This is a genomic window from Phocaeicola sp. ICN-14070, assembly GCF_037892625.1.
GTDB classification, from domain to species: Bacteria; Bacteroidota; Bacteroidia; order Bacteroidales; family Bacteroidaceae; genus Phocaeicola; species Phocaeicola plebeius.
Genome location: NZ_JBBKBF010000006.1, coordinates 67,279 through 85,661, shown reverse-complemented (window position 1 = coordinate 85,661; position 18,383 = coordinate 67,279). Strand labels below are relative to the sequence as shown.

Sequence of the window (18,383 nt, the reverse complement as noted above, 5' to 3'; positions counted from 1 at the left end):
TGTTATCTGTTTTGTTTAAATTCTCGTATGGCCTGATTGATGTTCATTTTCACTCCATCTTTAAAAGCGATGATGAACGCATCCTTGAATTTGCCATCCACTTTGCTCCGTTTAAGACGGAGTATTTTGTTGTAGTTGGTGTCTGAACCATAGGTATATTTTATAATACCTTTTTCTTTGTAGCTTTCCACAGGAGAAAGTCCTTTGAACTGCTTACTCTTGGGTGACAGTTGACGGTCGGAAGTCAGTATTTGTATCTTGAATACAGGTTTTCCGGCAGGGCTCACTTCTTTGCTTTGCGGAGCGGTCTGTCGGGCAGGTGCAGCAGTAACTTCTGCTACTTCTGCATCCGGTATATCTGTGGCTTCTGTAAGAGGAACTGCACTTTCTACAGGCATCAGCTGACTGCTTCCTGCTGTTTTCTCTCCTTTGTAATTCAGAAAGGCCCGGTAAATGCTTTGAGCCAGTGTTGAACTGCCCTGTTCAGATAACAGGAAAGCCTCTTCCGTGGGGTTGGTGATGTATCCCAGTTCTATCAGCACACTGGGCATTGACGTGGCGCGTAACACCAGAAATCCAGCCTGATGTACCCCTTTGTCTATCCGGTTGGCATTCCGGAATCCGCGTTGCACGGCTGTTGCGAACTTCACGCTTTGTGCCATGTTTTTGTCTTGCAGAAACTCAAATATAATGTAGCTTTCTGCAGAGTTAGGGTTAAATCCGGCATAACGCTGCTTGTAATCATCCTCAATCAGAATTACTGCATTTTCTTTTTGAGCCACTTCCAGATTCTCCTGCGTACGGTGAAGACCTAACGTATATGTTTCGGTACCGCTGACCTTGCTGCTTCTTGAAGCCAGAGAGTTGGTATGTATGGAGATAAAAAGGTTTGCTTTGACTTCGTTGGCTATTTCAGCTCTTCTGTGTAAGGGAACAAACACGTCCTTTTCACGTGTGTACACCACCCGTGTATCCGGACAGTTTTGTTTGATGAGCCGTCCCAGTTTCAGTGCTACGCTTAAATTGATATTTTTTTCCTTTCCTCTTCTGCCTATCGCTCCGGGGTCGTGTCCGCCATGCCCGGCGTCAATCACGACGGTGAAATTCGTTTTAGCCGCATGTGCCTGAGGGGCTAAACTGAAAGTCAGCAGCAGACTTGTAGCAATATACAGTATGTTGAGAATTCTCCTTTTCATAATTAAAATAACGCGGCAAAGTTAATATTTTTTTGTCGACTTGCTTTCTGTTGCTTCAAGAATTCTTCTATTGCTGTAATAATTGCTATAAAAACCGAAAAATAAGCAGGTCGTTTGTTTTAAAATTTCTACATTTGTGTAATTTGTAAAAACAGAAAGGAGTGATTTATGACATTGATTGACGGAAAAGCAGTTTCAGAACAAGTGAAACAGGAAATTGCAGCCGAAGTGGCCGAAATCGTAGCCCGCGGAGGAAAACGCCCCCATCTGGCTGCCATTCTGGTAGGGCATGACGGAGGTAGTGAAACTTACGTGGCCGCAAAAGTCAAGGCCTGTGAGGTATGTGGGTTTAAGTCGACTTTGATTCGTTACGAATCGGATGTGACGGAAGAAGAACTTCTGGCAAAGGTGCAGGAGTTGAATGCCGATCCTGATGTAGACGGTTTTATCGTACAGCTTCCGTTGCCGGCTCACATCTCCGAGCAGAAAGTCATTGAAACGATAGACTACCGTAAAGACGTCGACGGATTCCATCCCATTAACGTAGGACGCTTGTCCATCGGTCTTCCTTGCTACATCTCTGCTACCCCTAACGGAATCATGGAGCTGTTGCGTCGTTATCAGATAGACACCAAAGGAAAGAAATGCGTCATTTTGGGACGAAGCAACATTGTGGGCAAGCCGATGGCCATGCTGATGATGCAGAAAGCCTGTCCGGGCGATGCCACTGTAACCGTATGCCACAGCCGGAGCAAAGACTTGGTGAAAGAATGCCGGGAAGCCGATATTCTGATTGCTGCCATGGGACAGCCCAATTTTGTAACCGCCGATATGGTGAAGGAAGGAGCCGTAGTAATTGACGTCGGTACTACCCGCGTGCCCGATGCAACCCGCAAATCCGGTTTCAAATTGACGGGTGATGTGAAGTTCGACGAGGTTGCTCCAAAGTGTGCTTACATTACGCCGGTGCCTGGTGGAGTAGGGCCTATGACCATCGTTTCATTGATGAAAAATACGCTGTTGGCAGGGAAAAAGGCAATATATTGAGAAAATAGAAGATTTTTTTGAAGAAAAGTTTGTAGTTTCAGAAAAATCCTTTACCTTTGCATCGCTTTTGAAAAGGAAGCCAACATGGTGACTATAGTTCAGTTGGTTAGAGCGTCAGATTGTGGTTCTGAATGTCGTGGGTTCGAGTCCCACTAGTCACCCTTTCTTCAAGAGCAAAAATTTTCCTACCAACATGGTGACTATAGTTCAGTTGGTTAGAGCGTCAGATTGTGGTTCTGAATGTCGTGGGTTCGAGTCCCACTAGTCACCCGTAACAAATTGAAAGTCCTGCAGTTCCTGCGGGACTTTTTTATTTTCCTATACTTTCGTTTATATACAAAAAATGCGCTATCAGACCTTCACAGGCGGATAGCGCAAGCTACAATACAAAATACAAATACAACTAAACGAGATTTTGTGCTAAAAATTAAAGCATTCAAAGATACGAATAATATTTCATCCGCTCCTCATGCTTGTCTGATTTTTTAATTATCCTTAATATTCAGACTATTCCCTGAGCCATCATGGCGTGAGCCACCTTCATAAATCCGGCAATGTTCGCACCCTTCACATAATTGATGTATCCATCGCTTTCCTTACCGTATTTCACGCATTGTTCATGAATATTGTGCATAATCAGATGGAGTTTTTCATCCACTTCCTGTGCAGTCCAGCTCAGGTGCATGGCATTCTGGCTCATTTCCAGTCCGGAAGTAGCCACACCACCCGCATTGACAGCCTTTCCTGGAGCATACATCATCTTGTGTTCGATGAATGCGTCAATAGCTTCCGGTGTACATCCCATGTTAGAAATTTCTCCTACGCAGAGCACCTGGTTCTTTATCAGGTTCTGTGCATCCTCACCGTTCAATTCGTTCTGGGTAGCACACGGCAATGCGATATCTACCTTCACTTCCCACGGACGGCGTCCCGGCACGAAGGTAGCTCCCGGGAATTTTTCCGCATATGGTGCTACGATGTCATTACCCGATGCACGCAGTTCAAGCATATAGTCAATCTTTTCTCCGCTGATGCCTTCCGGATCATAAATGTAGCCGTCCGGTCCGGAGATGGTAACTACCTTTGCTCCCAGTTGGGTAGCCTTGGTAGCAGCTCCCCATGCCACGTTGCCGAAGCCGGAGATAGCTACTGTCTTGCCCTTGATTTCGATACCCTTTTCATCCAGCATGTGTTTCACGAAATACAAGCCGCCGAAGCCCGTAGCTTCCGGACGAATCAGTGAACCTCCGAATTCCAGTCCCTTGCCGGTAAACGTACCGGTAAATTCGCGGGTCAGTTTCTTGTACATACCGAACATATAACCCACTTCGCGTCCGCCTACGCCGATATCACCTGCCGGCACATCCATATCCGGTCCCAGATGACGCCACAGTTCCAGCATGAATGCCTGGCAGAAACGCATGATTTCCGCATTGCTCTTGCCGCGTGGAGAGAAGTCGGATCCACCTTTTCCGCCGCCCATCGGCAGAGTAGTAAGGGCATTTTTGAAAGTCTGTTCAAATCCCAGGAACTTCAAGATGGACAAGTTCACAGAAGCATGGAAACGAATACCTCCCTTGTACGGGCCGATGGCGTTGTTGAACTGCACGCGGTAACCTAGGTTCGTCTGCACTTCACCCTTGTCGTCCACCCATGTCACGCGGAATGTAAAGATGCGGTCGGGTTCTACCAGCCGTTCAATGATTTTCGCCTTTTCAAATTCGGGGTGTTGATTGTAGATATCTTCGATAGAAAGCAATACTTCCCTGACTGCCTGAAGGTACTCAGATTCACCTGGATGCTTGGCTTCCAGTGATGACATGATTTTGTTAATGTCCATAATCAAATAATTTAAGGTCTGACAAAATGAAATATTTTGTATATGCAAAGATAGGAAATTACTTATATCTTCAAAGGAATTTACCCGATTTTTTGAGCTGCAGGTTGAATTTTGTTAGTTTTTTATCAACTCTCAAGAAAGATTTGCAAAAATCGTGTGAAATTCCGATTTTTGTTTCTGTAATATAAGCTTTAAAAGAAGATACCATGCTTACCAAACTAAGAATTAAACTCCGTCAGCTTTATTTCAAGGATACGCAGTTTGCCAACCTGATGACCAAGCGCATTTTCAACGTGTTGCTGGTGGCCAATCCTTACGATGCGTTCATGCTTGAAGATGACGGCCGCATTGACGAAAAGATTTTCAATGAATATATGAACCTGAGTTTGCGCTATCCCCCTCGTTTCACGCAGGTCTTCACGGCAGAAGAAACCTGGGAACAGTTGCGCAACACCATGTTCGACTTGGTCATCTGTATGCCGGGTTCCGACAACAGCGATACCTTCGACATTGCCCGTGAAATCAAGAAGCAATACCCTCATCTACCGTTGGTTGTACTGACTCCTTTCTCGCACGGTATTAAGGAACGAATGGAGCATGAAGATCTGAGCATCTTCGAGTATGTGTTCTGCTGGCTGGGAAACACCGATTTGCTGGTGTCCATCATCAAGCTGATAGAAGACAAGATGAACCTGGAGCATGACATTAAGGAAGTCGGCGTACAGATGATTATGCTGGTAGAAGATTCCATCCGCTTTTATTCCTCCGTATTGCCCAACCTCTACAAGTTCGTTCTCCGGCAGAGTCAGGAATTTGCCACAGAAGCCCTGAACGAGCACCAGCGAACCCTTCGCATGCGCGGACGTCCCAAAATCGTGCTGGCCCGTTCCTACGAAGAAGCCACTGAACTATATAATAAGTACCAGAATAACGTGCTCGGTATCATATCCGATGCCCGTTTCCCTCACGGCGGAGTCAACGACCCCCAGGCCGGTGTCACCCTGCTGCGTGAAGTCCGTAAGCGGGACTCCTTTATACCCCTTATCCTTCAGTCAGCAGAAGAAAGCAATCGCAGCTACGCGCCCGAACTGGGTGCCGTGTTCATCGATAAGAACTCCAAGAAAATGAATATCGACCTTCGTGAAGCCGTGTCAGACAATTTCGGCTTCGGTGATTTCATTTTCCGCGACCCCCATACCATGAAGGAAGTGGCCCGCATCCACAACCTGAAGGAATTGCAGAACGTGATATTTGCCATCCCTGCAGAATCCTTCCTCTATCACATCAGCCGCAACCACATTTCACGCTGGCTGTATTCGCGTGCCATCTTTCCAGTTGCTGAATTCTTGAAACAGATTACATGGGAGTCACTTCAGGACATTGATGCCCACCGACAGATAATATTCGAAGCCATCGTAAAATACCGTAAGATGAAAAACCAGGGCGTAGTAGCCGTGTTCCAGCGCGACCGCTTCGACCGTTATTCCAACTTTGCCCGCATCAGCGATGGCTCACTGGGAGGAAAAGGACGCGGTCTGGCCTTTATTGACAACATGGTAAAACGTCACACGGAGTTCGATGAGTTTGAGAATGCCTCCGTCATGATTCCGAAAACCGTAGTCCTCTGTACCGATATTTTCGATGAGTTCATGGACTCCAACCAGTTGTACCAGATAGCCCTGAGTGATGCGGCCGACGACGTGATTCTCCGCGCCTTCCTTCGTGCCAAGTTGCCCGACCGGCTGGTAGAAGACTTCTTTGCCTTCTTCGATGCGGTAAAGGCACCGATTGCTATCCGTTCCTCCAGTCTGCTGGAAGACTCCCACTACCAGCCCTTTGCCGGAATCTATTCCACTTACATGATTCCCTATCTGGACGATAAGTACGAAATGCTCCGCATGCTGGGCGATGCCATCAAGGGAGTATATGCTTCCGTATATTATAAGGATAGTAAAGCCTACATGCAAGCCACCAGCAACGTGATAGACCAGGAAAAGATGGCTGTCATCCTGCAGGAAGTAGTCGGCACACAGTATGGCGACCGCTATTATCCGGCCATTTCTGGAGTAGCCCGCTCCATCAACTATTACCCGATTAATGACGAGCTGGCCGAAGAAGGTACCGTCAGTCTGGCCTTGGGGTTAGGAAAATACATTGTCGACGGCGGACTGACCTTGCGCGTGTGTCCGTATCATCCTACGCAGGTGCTTCAGACCAGCGAAATGGAAATTGCCCTGCGTGAAACACAGACCCGCTTCTATGCCCTCGACTTGAAGAACCTGGGACAGAACTTCTCGCTCGACGATGGATTTAACCTGTTGAAACTCCATGTGAAAGACGCCGAAGCCGACGGAGCTTTGAACTTTATTGCTTCTACCTACGATCCGTACGACATGGTGATACGCGATGGTATTTATCCCGGCGGCCGCAAGCTGATAACCTTTGCCAACATCCTTCAGCACGATGTCTTCCCGCTGGCACGCATCCTGCAACTGGCCCAGAAATACGGTCAGGGCGAAATGCGCCGTCCGGTAGAAATCGAGTTTGCCGTCAATTTTGATGCCCGTACGAAGAGCGGCATCTTCTATCTGTTGCAGATACGTCCGATGGTCGATGTAAAAGCCGGATTGGATGAAGACCTGAGCGTGATTCCCGATGAACGCCTGTTACTCAAGAGTGAAAACTCCCTGGGACACGGGGTGATGGACGACATACAAGATGTGATTTATGTCAAGACAGAAGGCTATTCTGCCTCCAATAACCAGTTGATAGCTTACGACATCGAGAAACTCAACCGTCGTTTCCTGGATGAAGGTAAACATTACATACTGGTTGGCCCCGGACGCTGGGGAAGCAGTGACACGTGGCTGGGTATTCCGGTGAAGTGGCCCAACATTTCGGCAGCCCGTATCATCGTGGAAGCCGGACTGACCAATTACCGGGTAGACCCCAGTCAGGGAACCCACTTCTTCCAGAATCTGACCTCTTTCGGGGTGGGATATTTCACCATCAATGCCTATATGAACGACGGTATCTACAACCAGGCTTTGCTCGACAGCATGCCGGCGGTAGAAGAAACCAAATACCTGCGCTGGGTACGGTTTGAGAAACCTTTGTCCGTCAAGATGGACGGAAAGAAAAAGCTCGGTGTGGTAGAGCTGCCGGAAGATTAAAAAATAATATATACAAAAACGGGATGCTTCACATTTGAAGTGCACCCCGTTTTTTGTATGTTAGGGTGTATTTACAGCTTGATTGTCAGTTTCTTGCCTGAATAGTTAACTTTCTTGTCTGCGCTCACCATGACAGTTTCGGCCGATTGCTTGCCAGGCTGCATCAGGGTGATGCGGAAACTGCGGCGTTTCAGCATTTTGGGGAACTCGCCTTTACGGTCGCTGATGGTTAGTGTACGTGACGCATCGTCCCAGCTGAACTTGATGGTAGAGAACATACCCTTTTCGTAGTTGTAGTTGTCAAACTCATCTTCGTAGAGTACGAATTCGCCGTTGGCTCCCGGATAGATGCAGATGTCCAGGTTGTCCCATTTCTTTTCGGTAGTGTACTGTACCTTCGGGCCGAGCGGAAGGATGCTTCCCGCCTTGATGTAGAGTGGCAGGATGTCAACCGGACATTCGCGTTTAATGTGCTGGCCGCCTTCTACTGTTTCGTTGGTCCAGAAGTCAATCCATTTTGTTCCTTTAGGCAAGTACACTTCTACCGGAGCTGAAGCTTTCGCTACATCGGGCACGGTAGTAACTCCCTTGTTCTTTTCTACTTTCTTGGTATAGAGTGGTTCGGTGACCGGACATACCAGGATGTTTTTACCGAACATGTATTCATCGTCCAGCAGGATGGCCTTGCGGTCGTGGGCAAAATCCATTACCAGCGGACGCATCATGGTACCGTCTTCCTGTACTACGGCTCCGTCCAGGCTGTAAATGTAAGGCAAGAGACGGTAGCGGAGTTCAATCATGCGTTTTTGTGCATCGTAAGCCCAGTCGCCTTCTTTGCCAAAGAGGTCAATTTCGTTCATCATCGGTGAAGAGCAGTGGTTACGCATCAGCGGCATGAAGCATCCCCACTGGAACCAGCGTACGTGCAGTTCCTGATAAGCTACGTTGGTACAGTCATTGTTGTATTCCCATCCGAAGAACCCTCCTATATCTGTGTTCCAGAAGGGGATACCACAAAGCGTGTAGTTCAATCCGGCCGGAATCTGCTGACGGAGTACATCCCAGCTTGATACCACGTCGCCACTCCAGCTCAGGGCACCGTAGCGCTGCTGGCCCAGGTAACCTGAACGTGTCATCTGGAACACACGTTTCTCGTCTGATATGGCACGCTGGTGTTCGTAGATACCTTGGTTGTGAGTCAGCGGGAACGCATTGTGTACCGAGCGGAAAGAACCGTCGGCCGTCATCAGGTCGAAATCACTTTCTTTGGGGTTCAGATGGTCGGGTTCCGTAGAGTCGGTCCACCAGGCGTCGATGTTCATTTTATGCAGGTGGCTGAGGTAACGCCAGTACAGGTCGCGGGCGTCTTTGTTGAACGGGTCGTAAGGATGTGCACCCGATTTTGGAGGCCATGTTTCAAATTTCAACAGGGCGTCCATCTTGTCGAGCTCCTTGAACTGATCGGTCCAAGGGCCGAAGCTAGCCCATACGGAAATCATCAGGTGGGCATTGTGCTTATGAACGTATTCCACCATTTCTTCCGGACTTTTGAAACGGGGTTTTGGATAGCGTGCGTTCTTGTCTTCTCCATTCGGAAGGTAGCGAAGTGCTTCCTTGTCGTCCATCTTGTTGATGTAACGCGGATTCATGAATTTCATGGCATTCCAGTTGGAATCGCATCCCCAGTACTGCCAGTCCTGTACGATACCGTCGAGCGGAATTTGTAGCTTGCGGTACTTGTCGAGTACGCCGCACAGTTCGTCGGGACTCTTGTAACGTTCGCGGCACTGCCAGTAGCCCATGGTCCAGAGCGGGAACATGGTGGCCTTTCCGGTCAGGTCGCGGATACAGGCAATTACGCCGTCTTGTGTACCGTCTTTATAAAGGAAATAGTAATCAGAACAGAGGCCTACCTGCGAAGAGAAGGAGGTTTCATACGGGGTATCGCTGAAATCGGAGATGCCCGGATTATCCCAGTATACACCATATCCTTTTTCAGATGTGAAATAAGGGATGCAGATGTTGGTATTGCCGTTTGACAGGTGAATCTGCTGGTTTCGGTGGTTCATAGCTCCGCTCTGGCGCTGTCCCAGTCCGTAAATGGCTTCTTCCGGTTCAAGGCTGAATGCCTGGCTGACAGTGTAGGCATCGCGGTTTACATCCTTGCGGGGAATAAAGTTGGTGCCTTCCACCTTTTCTTTCAATAAAGTTTCACCCTGTGGGTCGGTATAAGTCACTTTTCCGGTAGCTACGTCGAGTGTTACTGTCATTTTTCCGGAGGTCATGCTTACCGTGTTCCCGTTCTGCTTGTAAGAAATCTCTACCTTTTCGGGAGTCTTGATGATTGGATAACTCTTCTTTTCGGGCATTTCAGCCGAAGGATACTTTACAATGCGCACGATGGAAGGAGAGTAGAAAATCACCTCCCCGTTCAATGTGGGCTGTGCAGTCTGGAACTTTCCTCCCTGAGCGGTCTTTTCAAAAGTCTGACCGAAGGAAGACAGGCAAGATGCCAGTGCGGTTAGGAATAAAATCTCTTTTCTCATTTTTTTATCAGATTGTTTTTACATACAAAGGTTGATGGTTCAAATGTAAAGAGATTTCCGTCAGACAAAGAGAACAGAATGCGCCAAAGAGCAGTCTGAAATGCTTCAGAGGGTGTTTTGATTCATTTTTATCCCTCTTTTGATTCAGATGTATCCCTCTTTCCTTGCTGTTTCTGATACTCGCTGGGAGTGATTCCATACTCTTCCTTGAAGCAGGTGGTGAAATATTTCCGGTTGTAATATCCCAGAGCCAGGGCTACTTCGTTCACGGTGGCGCGGGTATCTTCCAGCATCCGGCAGGCATGCTGCATCTTTACACGGCGGATGTACTCCAACGGAGTGAGCCCTGTAATGGCTTTCAGCTTGCGGGTCAGTGTGGAGCGTGACATGTTGACTTTTTCTGCCAGATGCTGCACGTCGAAGTCGGGTTCGCTCAGGTTTTCTTCCACAGCTTTCAGGATATTTTCCAATAGAATCTCATCCAGTTTGGCAAATTCCATGTCCGAAATCCGTACTTCTGCCTGGGGGACTGATTTTTCGTTCAGGTAAGAACGCATCTTCATCAGCTCCGTGCTGTCGGCATACAGTTCTTCATTTTTCAGCTTCATCCGGCGAAGGTAGAAACGAAGCCCGAGGAAGACTCCGGCTGCCAGTAGTAATATATATAAGGTAATGGCCCAGCCTGTCTGGTAGAAAGCAGGCAGACGTTCAATGTGCAGGCGGGTGATTTTGTCACTCCAGATTCCATATCCGTCGGTTGCCTTCACTTCGAACACATAATTTCCGTGAGGCAGATGTTTATAATTGACGGTATGTTGTCCTACGGCGGTGTAGTTCCATTCCTTGTCAAGTCCAATCAGACGATAGGCATAACGTATCTTGGAGGCATTCAGATAGTCGAGGGAAGAAAAATGAATGTCCAGGTCGTATTCATCGGGGTGGAGTGTCAGGGAGTTTTCATTGGTGACAGGTTTTCCCATGACGTATGTTCCGGTAATAAATGTCGGAATGTTCTTGCTGGGCTGGTCAAGTCGGGCAGAAGGAGTTACCGCACAGATTCCCGGGATACCTCCGAAATAAATTCGTCCGTCGTGTCCCTTGCAGATAGCTGTAGGGATAAACCGCCTGAGCAGCATGGAATTGTCGGTAGTGAGGTAAGTGGAGAACGAATGGTTTTTCGGGTTATACTCTATCAGTTTCTGGTTGGTGTCTATCCACAGATGGCCGTATACGTCGAACTCCAGTTGGTTGACAATGTTTCCGTTCAGTCCGCACAGCCGGGTGTGGTCGGTCAGTTTTCCTGTCTGTGGGTTCAGGGCGTAGACTCCTCCCTCTTGTGTTCCTATCCAGATGAGGCTGTCTTCCTGCACACTCAGGCAGGTAATGGAGAGGGAAGAAGGTATTTTTTTGCATTTCCCTTTGGAGGATTGCTGATAAAGCCCTTTATTGGTGGTGCCAATCCATAGATTTCCCTGTTTGTCTTCCTTAAGTGCGCTGACCTGCCCCAGTGTGTCGCACACCGTATGCCATTGGTTATCACGTAGGCTAAAGGTGAATAATCCGTTGTTCGTTCCAGCCCAGAGCGTGCCGTTGCGGTCTTCGTAGGTTTGGGTGAAGTGCCTTTTGGCCTTGTCGGGAAGACTCAGGGTACGGATGTGCTTCATCCGCATACCTTCTCGTCCGAGTTCATAGATAAGGTTGCGTCCTTCGGGAATGACCCATACGTTGCCTTCTCTCCGTGGTTCGGTCATTTGCTTGATGGAGCCCAGGGCAAGAGACTTCAGGGCGAGGACATCGCTGTAAAGCATGACTTCGTGGCGGGACAGATCGTACAGGCCGAGTCCCGTCCGTTCTTGTGAAATCCACATTTTGCCTTCGCCCGCATCACTCAGTGCCATGATGGCCGGCTGGAACCGTACTCTTTGCTGCAGGGCCGGCAGCGTGAATTCTTCCGGAGCATTTTCCGTGAAGTGGATAATGAAACTTTTCCCATCGAAAGAGGCTACCCAGAGATTTCCCTCTTTATCTTGATAGATTTCATTGAGCATGTTTCCGTATTCTGCGGGAAGACGGAAATCTGTCTGGCGCAGGGAGCGATGTGCTTCATCGTAGCGCATGGCAATCAAGGAACTTCGGGTGGTCATCCAGAGAGTTCCTTCGTGACTGTCCTGTTCCATATACAAAATCTCTCCTTCGGTTTCTCCCATGGGATTGACCGGTAACGGTGAGTAAGTATAGACGGAGTCCTTGGGAGCAGAAGGGTTGAAGAGGAGCAGGCCGCTGGAACTGGTGCCTACCCAGAAATAATTGTGGGTACGGTCTTGCACAATGCAGGTGAGGTTTCTCTCTGAAGGAGGATTGGCATAACGGGTAAAGGTGTCTGTCTTTTTGTCGTAACGGTAGATACCTTCTCTTCCTACGGTAATCAGAATCTGTTTTTGCCGGCTTTCGCAAAAACCGGCCATCCATGAGGGTTTTCCTTCATGGTCGTATAGCAGATAAGTCTTTTGTAACTCTCCCAAGGTGTTGTATCTTAGGAGCCTGTGCCCCGTCGCTATCCACATGTATCCGTCGGAGGTCTTTCGTATGCTGTAGATAAAGTTGGTCTGCAGTTGTTCGGCATCTAGCGGAGTGACTTGTCTGGTTGCCTTGTCAAGAATGTAGGCTCCATGGTCGGTTCCAAACCAGATTCTACCTGTTTCATCTTCTGCAATGGACTGGATGGTATTATCGTTCAGCAGTCCCGGTGTGTTGATGTCGGAACGGATGACGCTGATCTGGTATCCGTCGTCACAGCACAGTCCGTTGACCGTGCCATACCACATCATGCCTTCGCTGTCCTGAAAAATCCGGTGTATGGCACTGACCGGAAGTTGGGGGAGGGAAGGAACGGGAGTAATCCGGATGTTGGATATGGCTCGCAAGGAAACTCCTATCAGGCTGAAAACGAGTAAAAAATAAATTCTTTTCATGGGATTTTTCAGGGTACTAAAAAACATAAGTACGTTTGATTGAAAACGCAAGTACATTTTATCCGAAACGCAAGTGCGTTTTAATCAAAATTCTTCGGCGTTTTCCTTTAAACGCAAGTGCGTTTTTTTTGAAGGATAGTTTGTTAGGTTCTTATCCGTTATTTCTGTATTCCAGCGGACTCATGCCTACATAACGTTTGAAGTATTTTCCGAAAAAAGACACATTGGCAAAGTTCAGTGAGTCGGAAATATTCTGGATGGAAAGCTGGGATGATTTCAGCTGTGACTTGGCGTCCATAATGACCATGGAGGAAATGATATCCACGCAAGTCTTTCCCGTAATCTGTTTCACTGTAGTACAGAGGTGAGCATGCGTAATCTGCAGCTTTTCAGCATACCAGGCCACATTGCGTGTCTGGTTGTAATGTTGCATCACCAGCTGGGCAAAGTTACGGCAAATCAGTTCGCTTTTTGACAGAGAATGCACTCCGTCGGTTTTGTTGCGGTAGAGTATAGAGATGCCTTTGTGTATGTCGGCATAAAGATTGGGAGCCATTTCTGGTCTGATTTTTTCTGGGAGGAATTCATACATCTTGATAAGCAGCTGCATATATTCCTCCATCATTTTGGCTCCTTCCGGCTTCAGACGGATAACCGGGCGTCCCAGTGTGAGGTACATGGTATCCAGAAAAGAGTGCGACTGGAGATTACGCTCTATATATTCAGAGGAAAAACCTCCAAAATAAATGTTCAGGTCTCCTTTGATGTCGTTTATCTGGAAGATACTTCCGGGAGTGAGTACGATAAAATCGTTGGCTTCTACCGTTATCTTATTAAGATTGACCGAAGCTTCTACCTCTCCTGATGTGCAAAGTACAAAAATTTCGCATTTCAGGCGTACCGGATAGTTTCTGTACAATCCCAGTAGTTCCTTGCTGATTCCGGTACCTACCAGCCATTCCTCGGGCAAATCTATTTTAGGTAATTCCTTTTCCATCTTGTTCTGTTTTTGGCAAAGATACAGAAAGATAATGAATTTATTGCATGCTTCCGCCAGCCTGGTTGTCTCCTCCTGCTTTCACATCATCGTTGGTAATGCTGCGCTGTGTCTTTTTCACTTGTGTTTTCAGTTCTCCAAACCGCCAGCTGATGCTGATTCCGTATCTGCGTGAAGGATAGCTGTTATTCGACCATGAACGGAAGGTCTCTGCCCAGGTTTCACTGCTGTGGGAGGTGTATTTCTGGAAAAGATTGCTGGCAAAAAGTGATATGTTAAGCCGTTTTTCTTTCAAGAAAGAACGGCTCAGGTTGATGCCATAATAATAAAAGGAAGAACCTTTTCCCTGCAAGGATACGTAAGGAGTGCTTCCACCGCCGTAAAGGCTGAGCCGCAGTTCCCAGGGGATGGTCTGCTGTACGTTGGCAAATACGTCGCCAGAGAATCCGCTGTTGTACGAATTCAGCTCCTTACTTTGATAGTCGGAATAGCTTCCGCTGGTGTTGAGTGAGAGACGGGTGGTACTGCCCGGGTTCCAGTTCATCCATAAGGCCAGGCGTGTACGCTGGCTCTTGCCCACATTGCCGTAGGTGTTTTCTTGTACTCCGTTGTTCATGAAAGAGTAGCGTTCGATGCCGTTATTGGTAAACGTATAAGTAAGGTTGGCATTCAGGCTGAACTTGGCACTGAAGGAATTGAAGGTCATGCCAAGGATGTGGGCTTTTTCTGTGTCCAGATCCGGATTACCATAGCTGATGGAAGTCGGGTTACTGGTATCGCGGAAAGGGTTCAGGCACCATATTCCCGGGCGGTTGATACGCATGTTGTAGTTGGCACGCAGGCTGGCGCTTGTGCCCAGCATGTAGGACAGGTTCAAGGTAGGAACCACGTCGTCGAATCCGGCCTTGAAGTTGCGTTCGGGCATGTAGTCATATTTCACGTCCATAAACGTGTGCTCATAGCGTACACCGGCTTTTGCACCGAATTTTTTCCACTTCAGCTGATAGTCTGCGTAAGCAGCCAGAATGTGTTGTCCCTGCTGGTATTTGCTGGAAAGGTCTTGACTGGCCTCCATTTCACCTTCTGCATTTTCCAGAAAATACTGGCTGTCACTGTAATTCTCACGGAAAATGTATTTCATGCCGGCATCTATGTAATGCATATCATTCAGCGGATTGACATAATCAATCTGTGCCGTATGTTCTGCCGTATGGGCATCGTTGTCATAATACTGATGAAGCAGGTTGAAAGGTACATCCTTCACTTCGTCATAGTAGGTGTCGGCTTCATTTCCGTTGGGTGAATTGTTGAACTTATAGGATAAAGTGAGGTATTCTCCCTTTTTCTTAAAAGAATGCTGGTAGTCGGCATTGAGGCCGATGTTTCCAAACTGGCTGTTAGACTGGTTGAGGGTGAGGTAACTATAGCGTTCTTTCCAGTCATTGTCACTCATGACGGTACGTGAATCGCCATGCGTATCGAATTTTCCGCCAAATACGTTGGCTGAAAATGTAATCAGGTTCAGGCTGTCTATTTCATAGCTTCCTTCAATATTTCCAAACTGGAAATCGCCGGTACTCTTGGAAGAGCCTTGTGACAGCAGGTGACGGTAGTCGGCAGACGTAAAATCTTCACGTCCGCTTTCAGAAAGGCTGCGCGGCTGGTCCTGATGATTGTACGAATAGTTTCCGGTGAGGGTGAATTTGCCCACCTGCACTGTTCCATAAGCATATCCCGATACTCCCATGTTATTGGCATTTGCTCCGAGAGTAACATTGTACCCCTGCATCTTGGCATCGGTCGTGATGATGTTCAGGATACCTCCAATGCCTTCTGCATCGTATTTGGCTCCTGGTTCAGTTATCACTTCAATGGACTTGACGGAATTGGCAGGCAGACTGCGGAGCACTTCTTTTGGGTTGTTGCTCATCAACGTGTTCGGCTTTCCGTTTACGTGTACCTTGAAATTGCTGGAACCATTTACCTGTATGTTGTCTTCTCCGTCGACGGAAACGAGCGGTACTTTCCGCAGCATTTCGAGAGTGGTATTGGTTTTGGAGTCAGGGTCGTCTTCTATACTGTAAGAAATTTTATCGATTTCGGCTTTTACAAGCGGTTTCTGAGCCACTACTTCCACGCCTTTCAGCATCTGGGTATCATCGCCAGTGTACAGCGTACCCAGGTCGGCCACCCGTTTGCTGTCGGTGATGGTAAAATGGCGGATTACTGTGCGTTTTCCTACAGAGGTGATTTGCAGAGTGTATTTCCCGGTTTGAGGCAATTTTTCCTGGAATTTTCCTTTATCATCGGTCACATTCATTCTGACCGGTTTTTCAGGCGACTTGTCGAGCGTAATGCGTATGGTGGCATAGGGTTCACTTTCATGGGTCAGTGAATCGACAAGTGTTCCTTTTACGGCAAATTGTGCATGAACCGTGATTGTTTTAAAAGTAATAAAAAGTAAGATACCTAGGGTTCGGTAGATTGTCGAGTAATTCATTTTATTTCTTTTTAGCGTTAGTGTTTTATAGTATTTATTATTTATATATGGATTCCAAATATACTGAAAGTTTTATTCTTATATGTGCCTTTTTAAGGTAAATATATTTTTTTATTTATTGGTTGTAAGTGATTCGTTATAATGAATTGCGCTTACTTTATTTTTGTGTCTATAGCTTTGTATTGTTATAAATAGAGTTCGGTGAAAGATTGCTAATCTTAAATATGGACCAATTATGCTTTGCTAAATTCTTTGTAAATAATATAGAATCTGTGCTTTATCTTCTCTTTTATTTTAAAAACCTAAAAAATGGAATAAAAATAATATAAATCGACCTTGCACAGGTAAAGCTTATTCTTTTCCTTTGCAGTCGCAATTAAAAATATAATCAAGAAATGAAAAAGAGTTTATTTTATTACTTGTTTGCCGTATTGTGTGCGGTGAATTTGTTTAGTTCTTGTAGTGAAAATGAATCAATAGCGGTTCCTATTGATAGTGAGTTGGCTGGCAAATACAAAGGAAAATTAGATGTTTCTATTTCGCAAAACGGGACAGAAATTCCGGGAGGAACAATTAATTCTCAAATTATTAATGTAACGAAAGCTGGAGATAACGCTGTAAGTTTATCTATTACAGATTTTTCGTTTATGGGAATTGAAATTGGTGATATAAATTTGGAGAACTGTGTGCTGACGGCTAATGGCGATAATTATGAATTTACTGGAACAACCAAGGTTGAGGCTGAATTATTAACTGCTGATGTGGATGCTACTGGTGTTTTCAGTAATGGATCTTTAAATCTGAATCTAGATATAGATGCTACTTTGACAGGAGGAGTAAAGCAAGCAGTGAAAGTTACATATTCAGGTACTCGTCTGAAAGGTGATGAAAGTAGTGAAGCAAAGATTACATCTTTTGTCTTCGATAGAAAAGTAGCAGAAGTTGACTCTTTGGTTATAGGTGAAAGTGTGATTAATGAAGAAGCTAAGACTATTACTTTCATGGTTGCAGATACAGCTAAAGCTGAGTATTTGACTGCGTTGGTTCCTACTATTGAAGTTTCAAAAGGTGCTACCGTAGTTCCAGCTAGTGGAGAGGCACAAGATTTTTCTAATGGCAAAGTTGTTACTTATACGGTAACAGCTGAAGATGGTACTGTAGCTGAGTATAAAGCTTCAATATCAGGAAATGTGGTTGTTTATGACTTTGAGAATTGGACTGTGGATAAAACTCAGACCAGTGAAGAAAATCAGTATCCTATAGCAGAGGGAGGATGGGCTAGTTGTAATCAGGCTGTTTTATTTATAAAAGCATTTGGTGTTTTTGCTACTCCTCCTATTTCTTATACTGGTGGTTGGCCTATTACTTCAACACAGGATGTGCATTCTGGAAAATTGGCAGCAAGTATGGAGTCGGTTGATACTCAAGGTAGTGATAATATGATGGGACAAAAGGTTCCAAAGGTAACTGCTGGTTCTTTGTTCTTAGGTAATTTTAATCCTTTGGCTGCGATGTCCCCTGGTGGTGCTATGAAAACTACAGAGTTTGGAATTCCATATTATAAAGAGCCTGTAAAAGTTACTGGTTATTATAAATATACTCCTGGAACAGAGTTCTATAATGCAGATGGAAAATTGCAGGAAGGGGTTACTGACAAATGTTCTTTGAGTGCAGTTCTTTATGAAGTTAGCAATGAAAATGAAACTTTATATGGAGATGATATCTACACTTCAGATAAGATTGTAGCTAAGGTAATATTTACAAGTGATCAGGTTGTTGAAGAATATACTCCATTTGAATTAAATTTGGAATATGTTAAAGAATACAATCCTGAAAAATTGTACAAGTTTGCAGTTATTTTTTCAGCTAGTGCTGATGGAGCTGCTTATAATGCTGCTGTAGGTAGTAAATTAGTTGTTGATAATGTTGCAATTATTAATAAATAATATATCAATTATTTGAGAAAGAGGTTGCTTCACAATGAAGTGATTCCCAAAAGTTGGACATAAACTATCTCATAATGGAAAGAGTCCGGTATTTTTGCCGGACTCTTTCTTTTATCAAGTGTTTTGCAAACGCTTTATTCATGTGCTGTATATCTCTTTCATATTG

9 protein-coding genes and 2 tRNA genes are annotated in these 18,383 nt (G+C 46.1%); 5 read left to right on the top strand and 6 right to left on the bottom strand.

Features of this window, described 5'->3' with window-relative positions; all coding sequences use genetic code 11:
- Window positions 1–2 precede the first annotated feature (2 nt).
- The gene (locus WKT20_RS03225; RefSeq protein WP_117702488.1) at window positions 3–1,196 is read right to left on the bottom strand and encodes an N-acetylmuramoyl-L-alanine amidase family protein; all 1,194 of its coding nucleotides are present in this window, start codon (window positions 1,194–1,196) and stop codon (window positions 3–5) included.
- A gap of 168 nt (window positions 1,197–1,364) precedes the next feature.
- Between WKT20_RS03225 and folD the strand changes: the two genes are divergently transcribed.
- From folD to WKT20_RS03210, 3 genes are all read left to right on the top strand, one after another.
- Window positions 1,365–2,243 carry a bifunctional methylenetetrahydrofolate dehydrogenase/methenyltetrahydrofolate cyclohydrolase FolD gene (gene folD, locus WKT20_RS03220; RefSeq protein ID WP_007561124.1) on the top strand — a complete coding sequence of 293 codons (879 nt, stop codon included), beginning with the start codon at window positions 1,365–1,367 and terminating at the stop codon, window positions 2,241–2,243.
- Window positions 2,244–2,330: 87 nt separating this feature from the next.
- Window positions 2,331–2,404 (top strand) — tRNA-His (locus tag WKT20_RS03215).
- 35 nt (window positions 2,405–2,439) lie between these two features.
- A tRNA-His gene (locus tag WKT20_RS03210) sits at window positions 2,440–2,513 on the top strand.
- Between the two features lie 232 nt (window positions 2,514–2,745).
- Here WKT20_RS03210 and gdhA read toward each other — a convergent pair.
- Window positions 2,746–4,083 (bottom strand): NADP-specific glutamate dehydrogenase, encoded by a 1,338-nt coding sequence (gene gdhA, locus WKT20_RS03205; RefSeq protein WP_007561126.1) that lies wholly within the window; start codon window positions 4,081–4,083, stop codon window positions 2,746–2,748.
- Between the two features lie 206 nt (window positions 4,084–4,289).
- Between gdhA and WKT20_RS03200 the strand changes: the two genes are divergently transcribed.
- The gene (locus WKT20_RS03200; protein WP_340416825.1) at window positions 4,290–7,256 is read left to right on the top strand and encodes a PEP/pyruvate-binding domain-containing protein; all 2,967 of its coding nucleotides are present in this window, start codon (window positions 4,290–4,292) and stop codon (window positions 7,254–7,256) included.
- Between the two features lie 71 nt (window positions 7,257–7,327).
- On the opposite strand, the gene WKT20_RS03195 is transcribed toward WKT20_RS03200, so the two are convergent.
- The 4 genes from WKT20_RS03195 to WKT20_RS03180 form a co-directional block, all read right to left on the bottom strand.
- Window positions 7,328–9,802, bottom strand: coding sequence for a glycoside hydrolase family 31 protein (locus tag WKT20_RS03195; RefSeq protein WP_340416824.1), 2,475 nt, complete (start codon window positions 9,800–9,802; stop codon window positions 7,328–7,330).
- A 128-nt stretch (window positions 9,803–9,930) separates the two neighbouring features.
- Window positions 9,931–12,774 (bottom strand): AraC family transcriptional regulator, encoded by a 2,844-nt coding sequence (locus tag WKT20_RS03190; RefSeq protein ID WP_340416823.1) that lies wholly within the window; start codon window positions 12,772–12,774, stop codon window positions 9,931–9,933.
- Between the two features lie 151 nt (window positions 12,775–12,925).
- Window positions 12,926–13,771, bottom strand: coding sequence for a helix-turn-helix domain-containing protein (locus WKT20_RS03185; RefSeq protein WP_040312925.1), 846 nt, complete (start codon window positions 13,769–13,771; stop codon window positions 12,926–12,928).
- Window positions 13,772–13,811: 40 nt separating this feature from the next.
- Window positions 13,812–16,271, bottom strand: coding sequence for a TonB-dependent receptor domain-containing protein (locus tag WKT20_RS03180; RefSeq protein WP_340416822.1), 2,460 nt, complete (start codon window positions 16,269–16,271; stop codon window positions 13,812–13,814).
- Between the two features lie 395 nt (window positions 16,272–16,666).
- Here WKT20_RS03180 and WKT20_RS03175 point away from each other — a divergent pair, with 395 nt between their 5' ends.
- Window positions 16,667–18,217 carry a PCMD domain-containing protein gene (locus WKT20_RS03175; RefSeq protein ID WP_340416821.1) on the top strand — a complete coding sequence of 517 codons (1,551 nt, stop codon included), beginning with the start codon at window positions 16,667–16,669 and terminating at the stop codon, window positions 18,215–18,217.
- Window positions 18,218–18,383 lie beyond the last annotated feature (166 nt).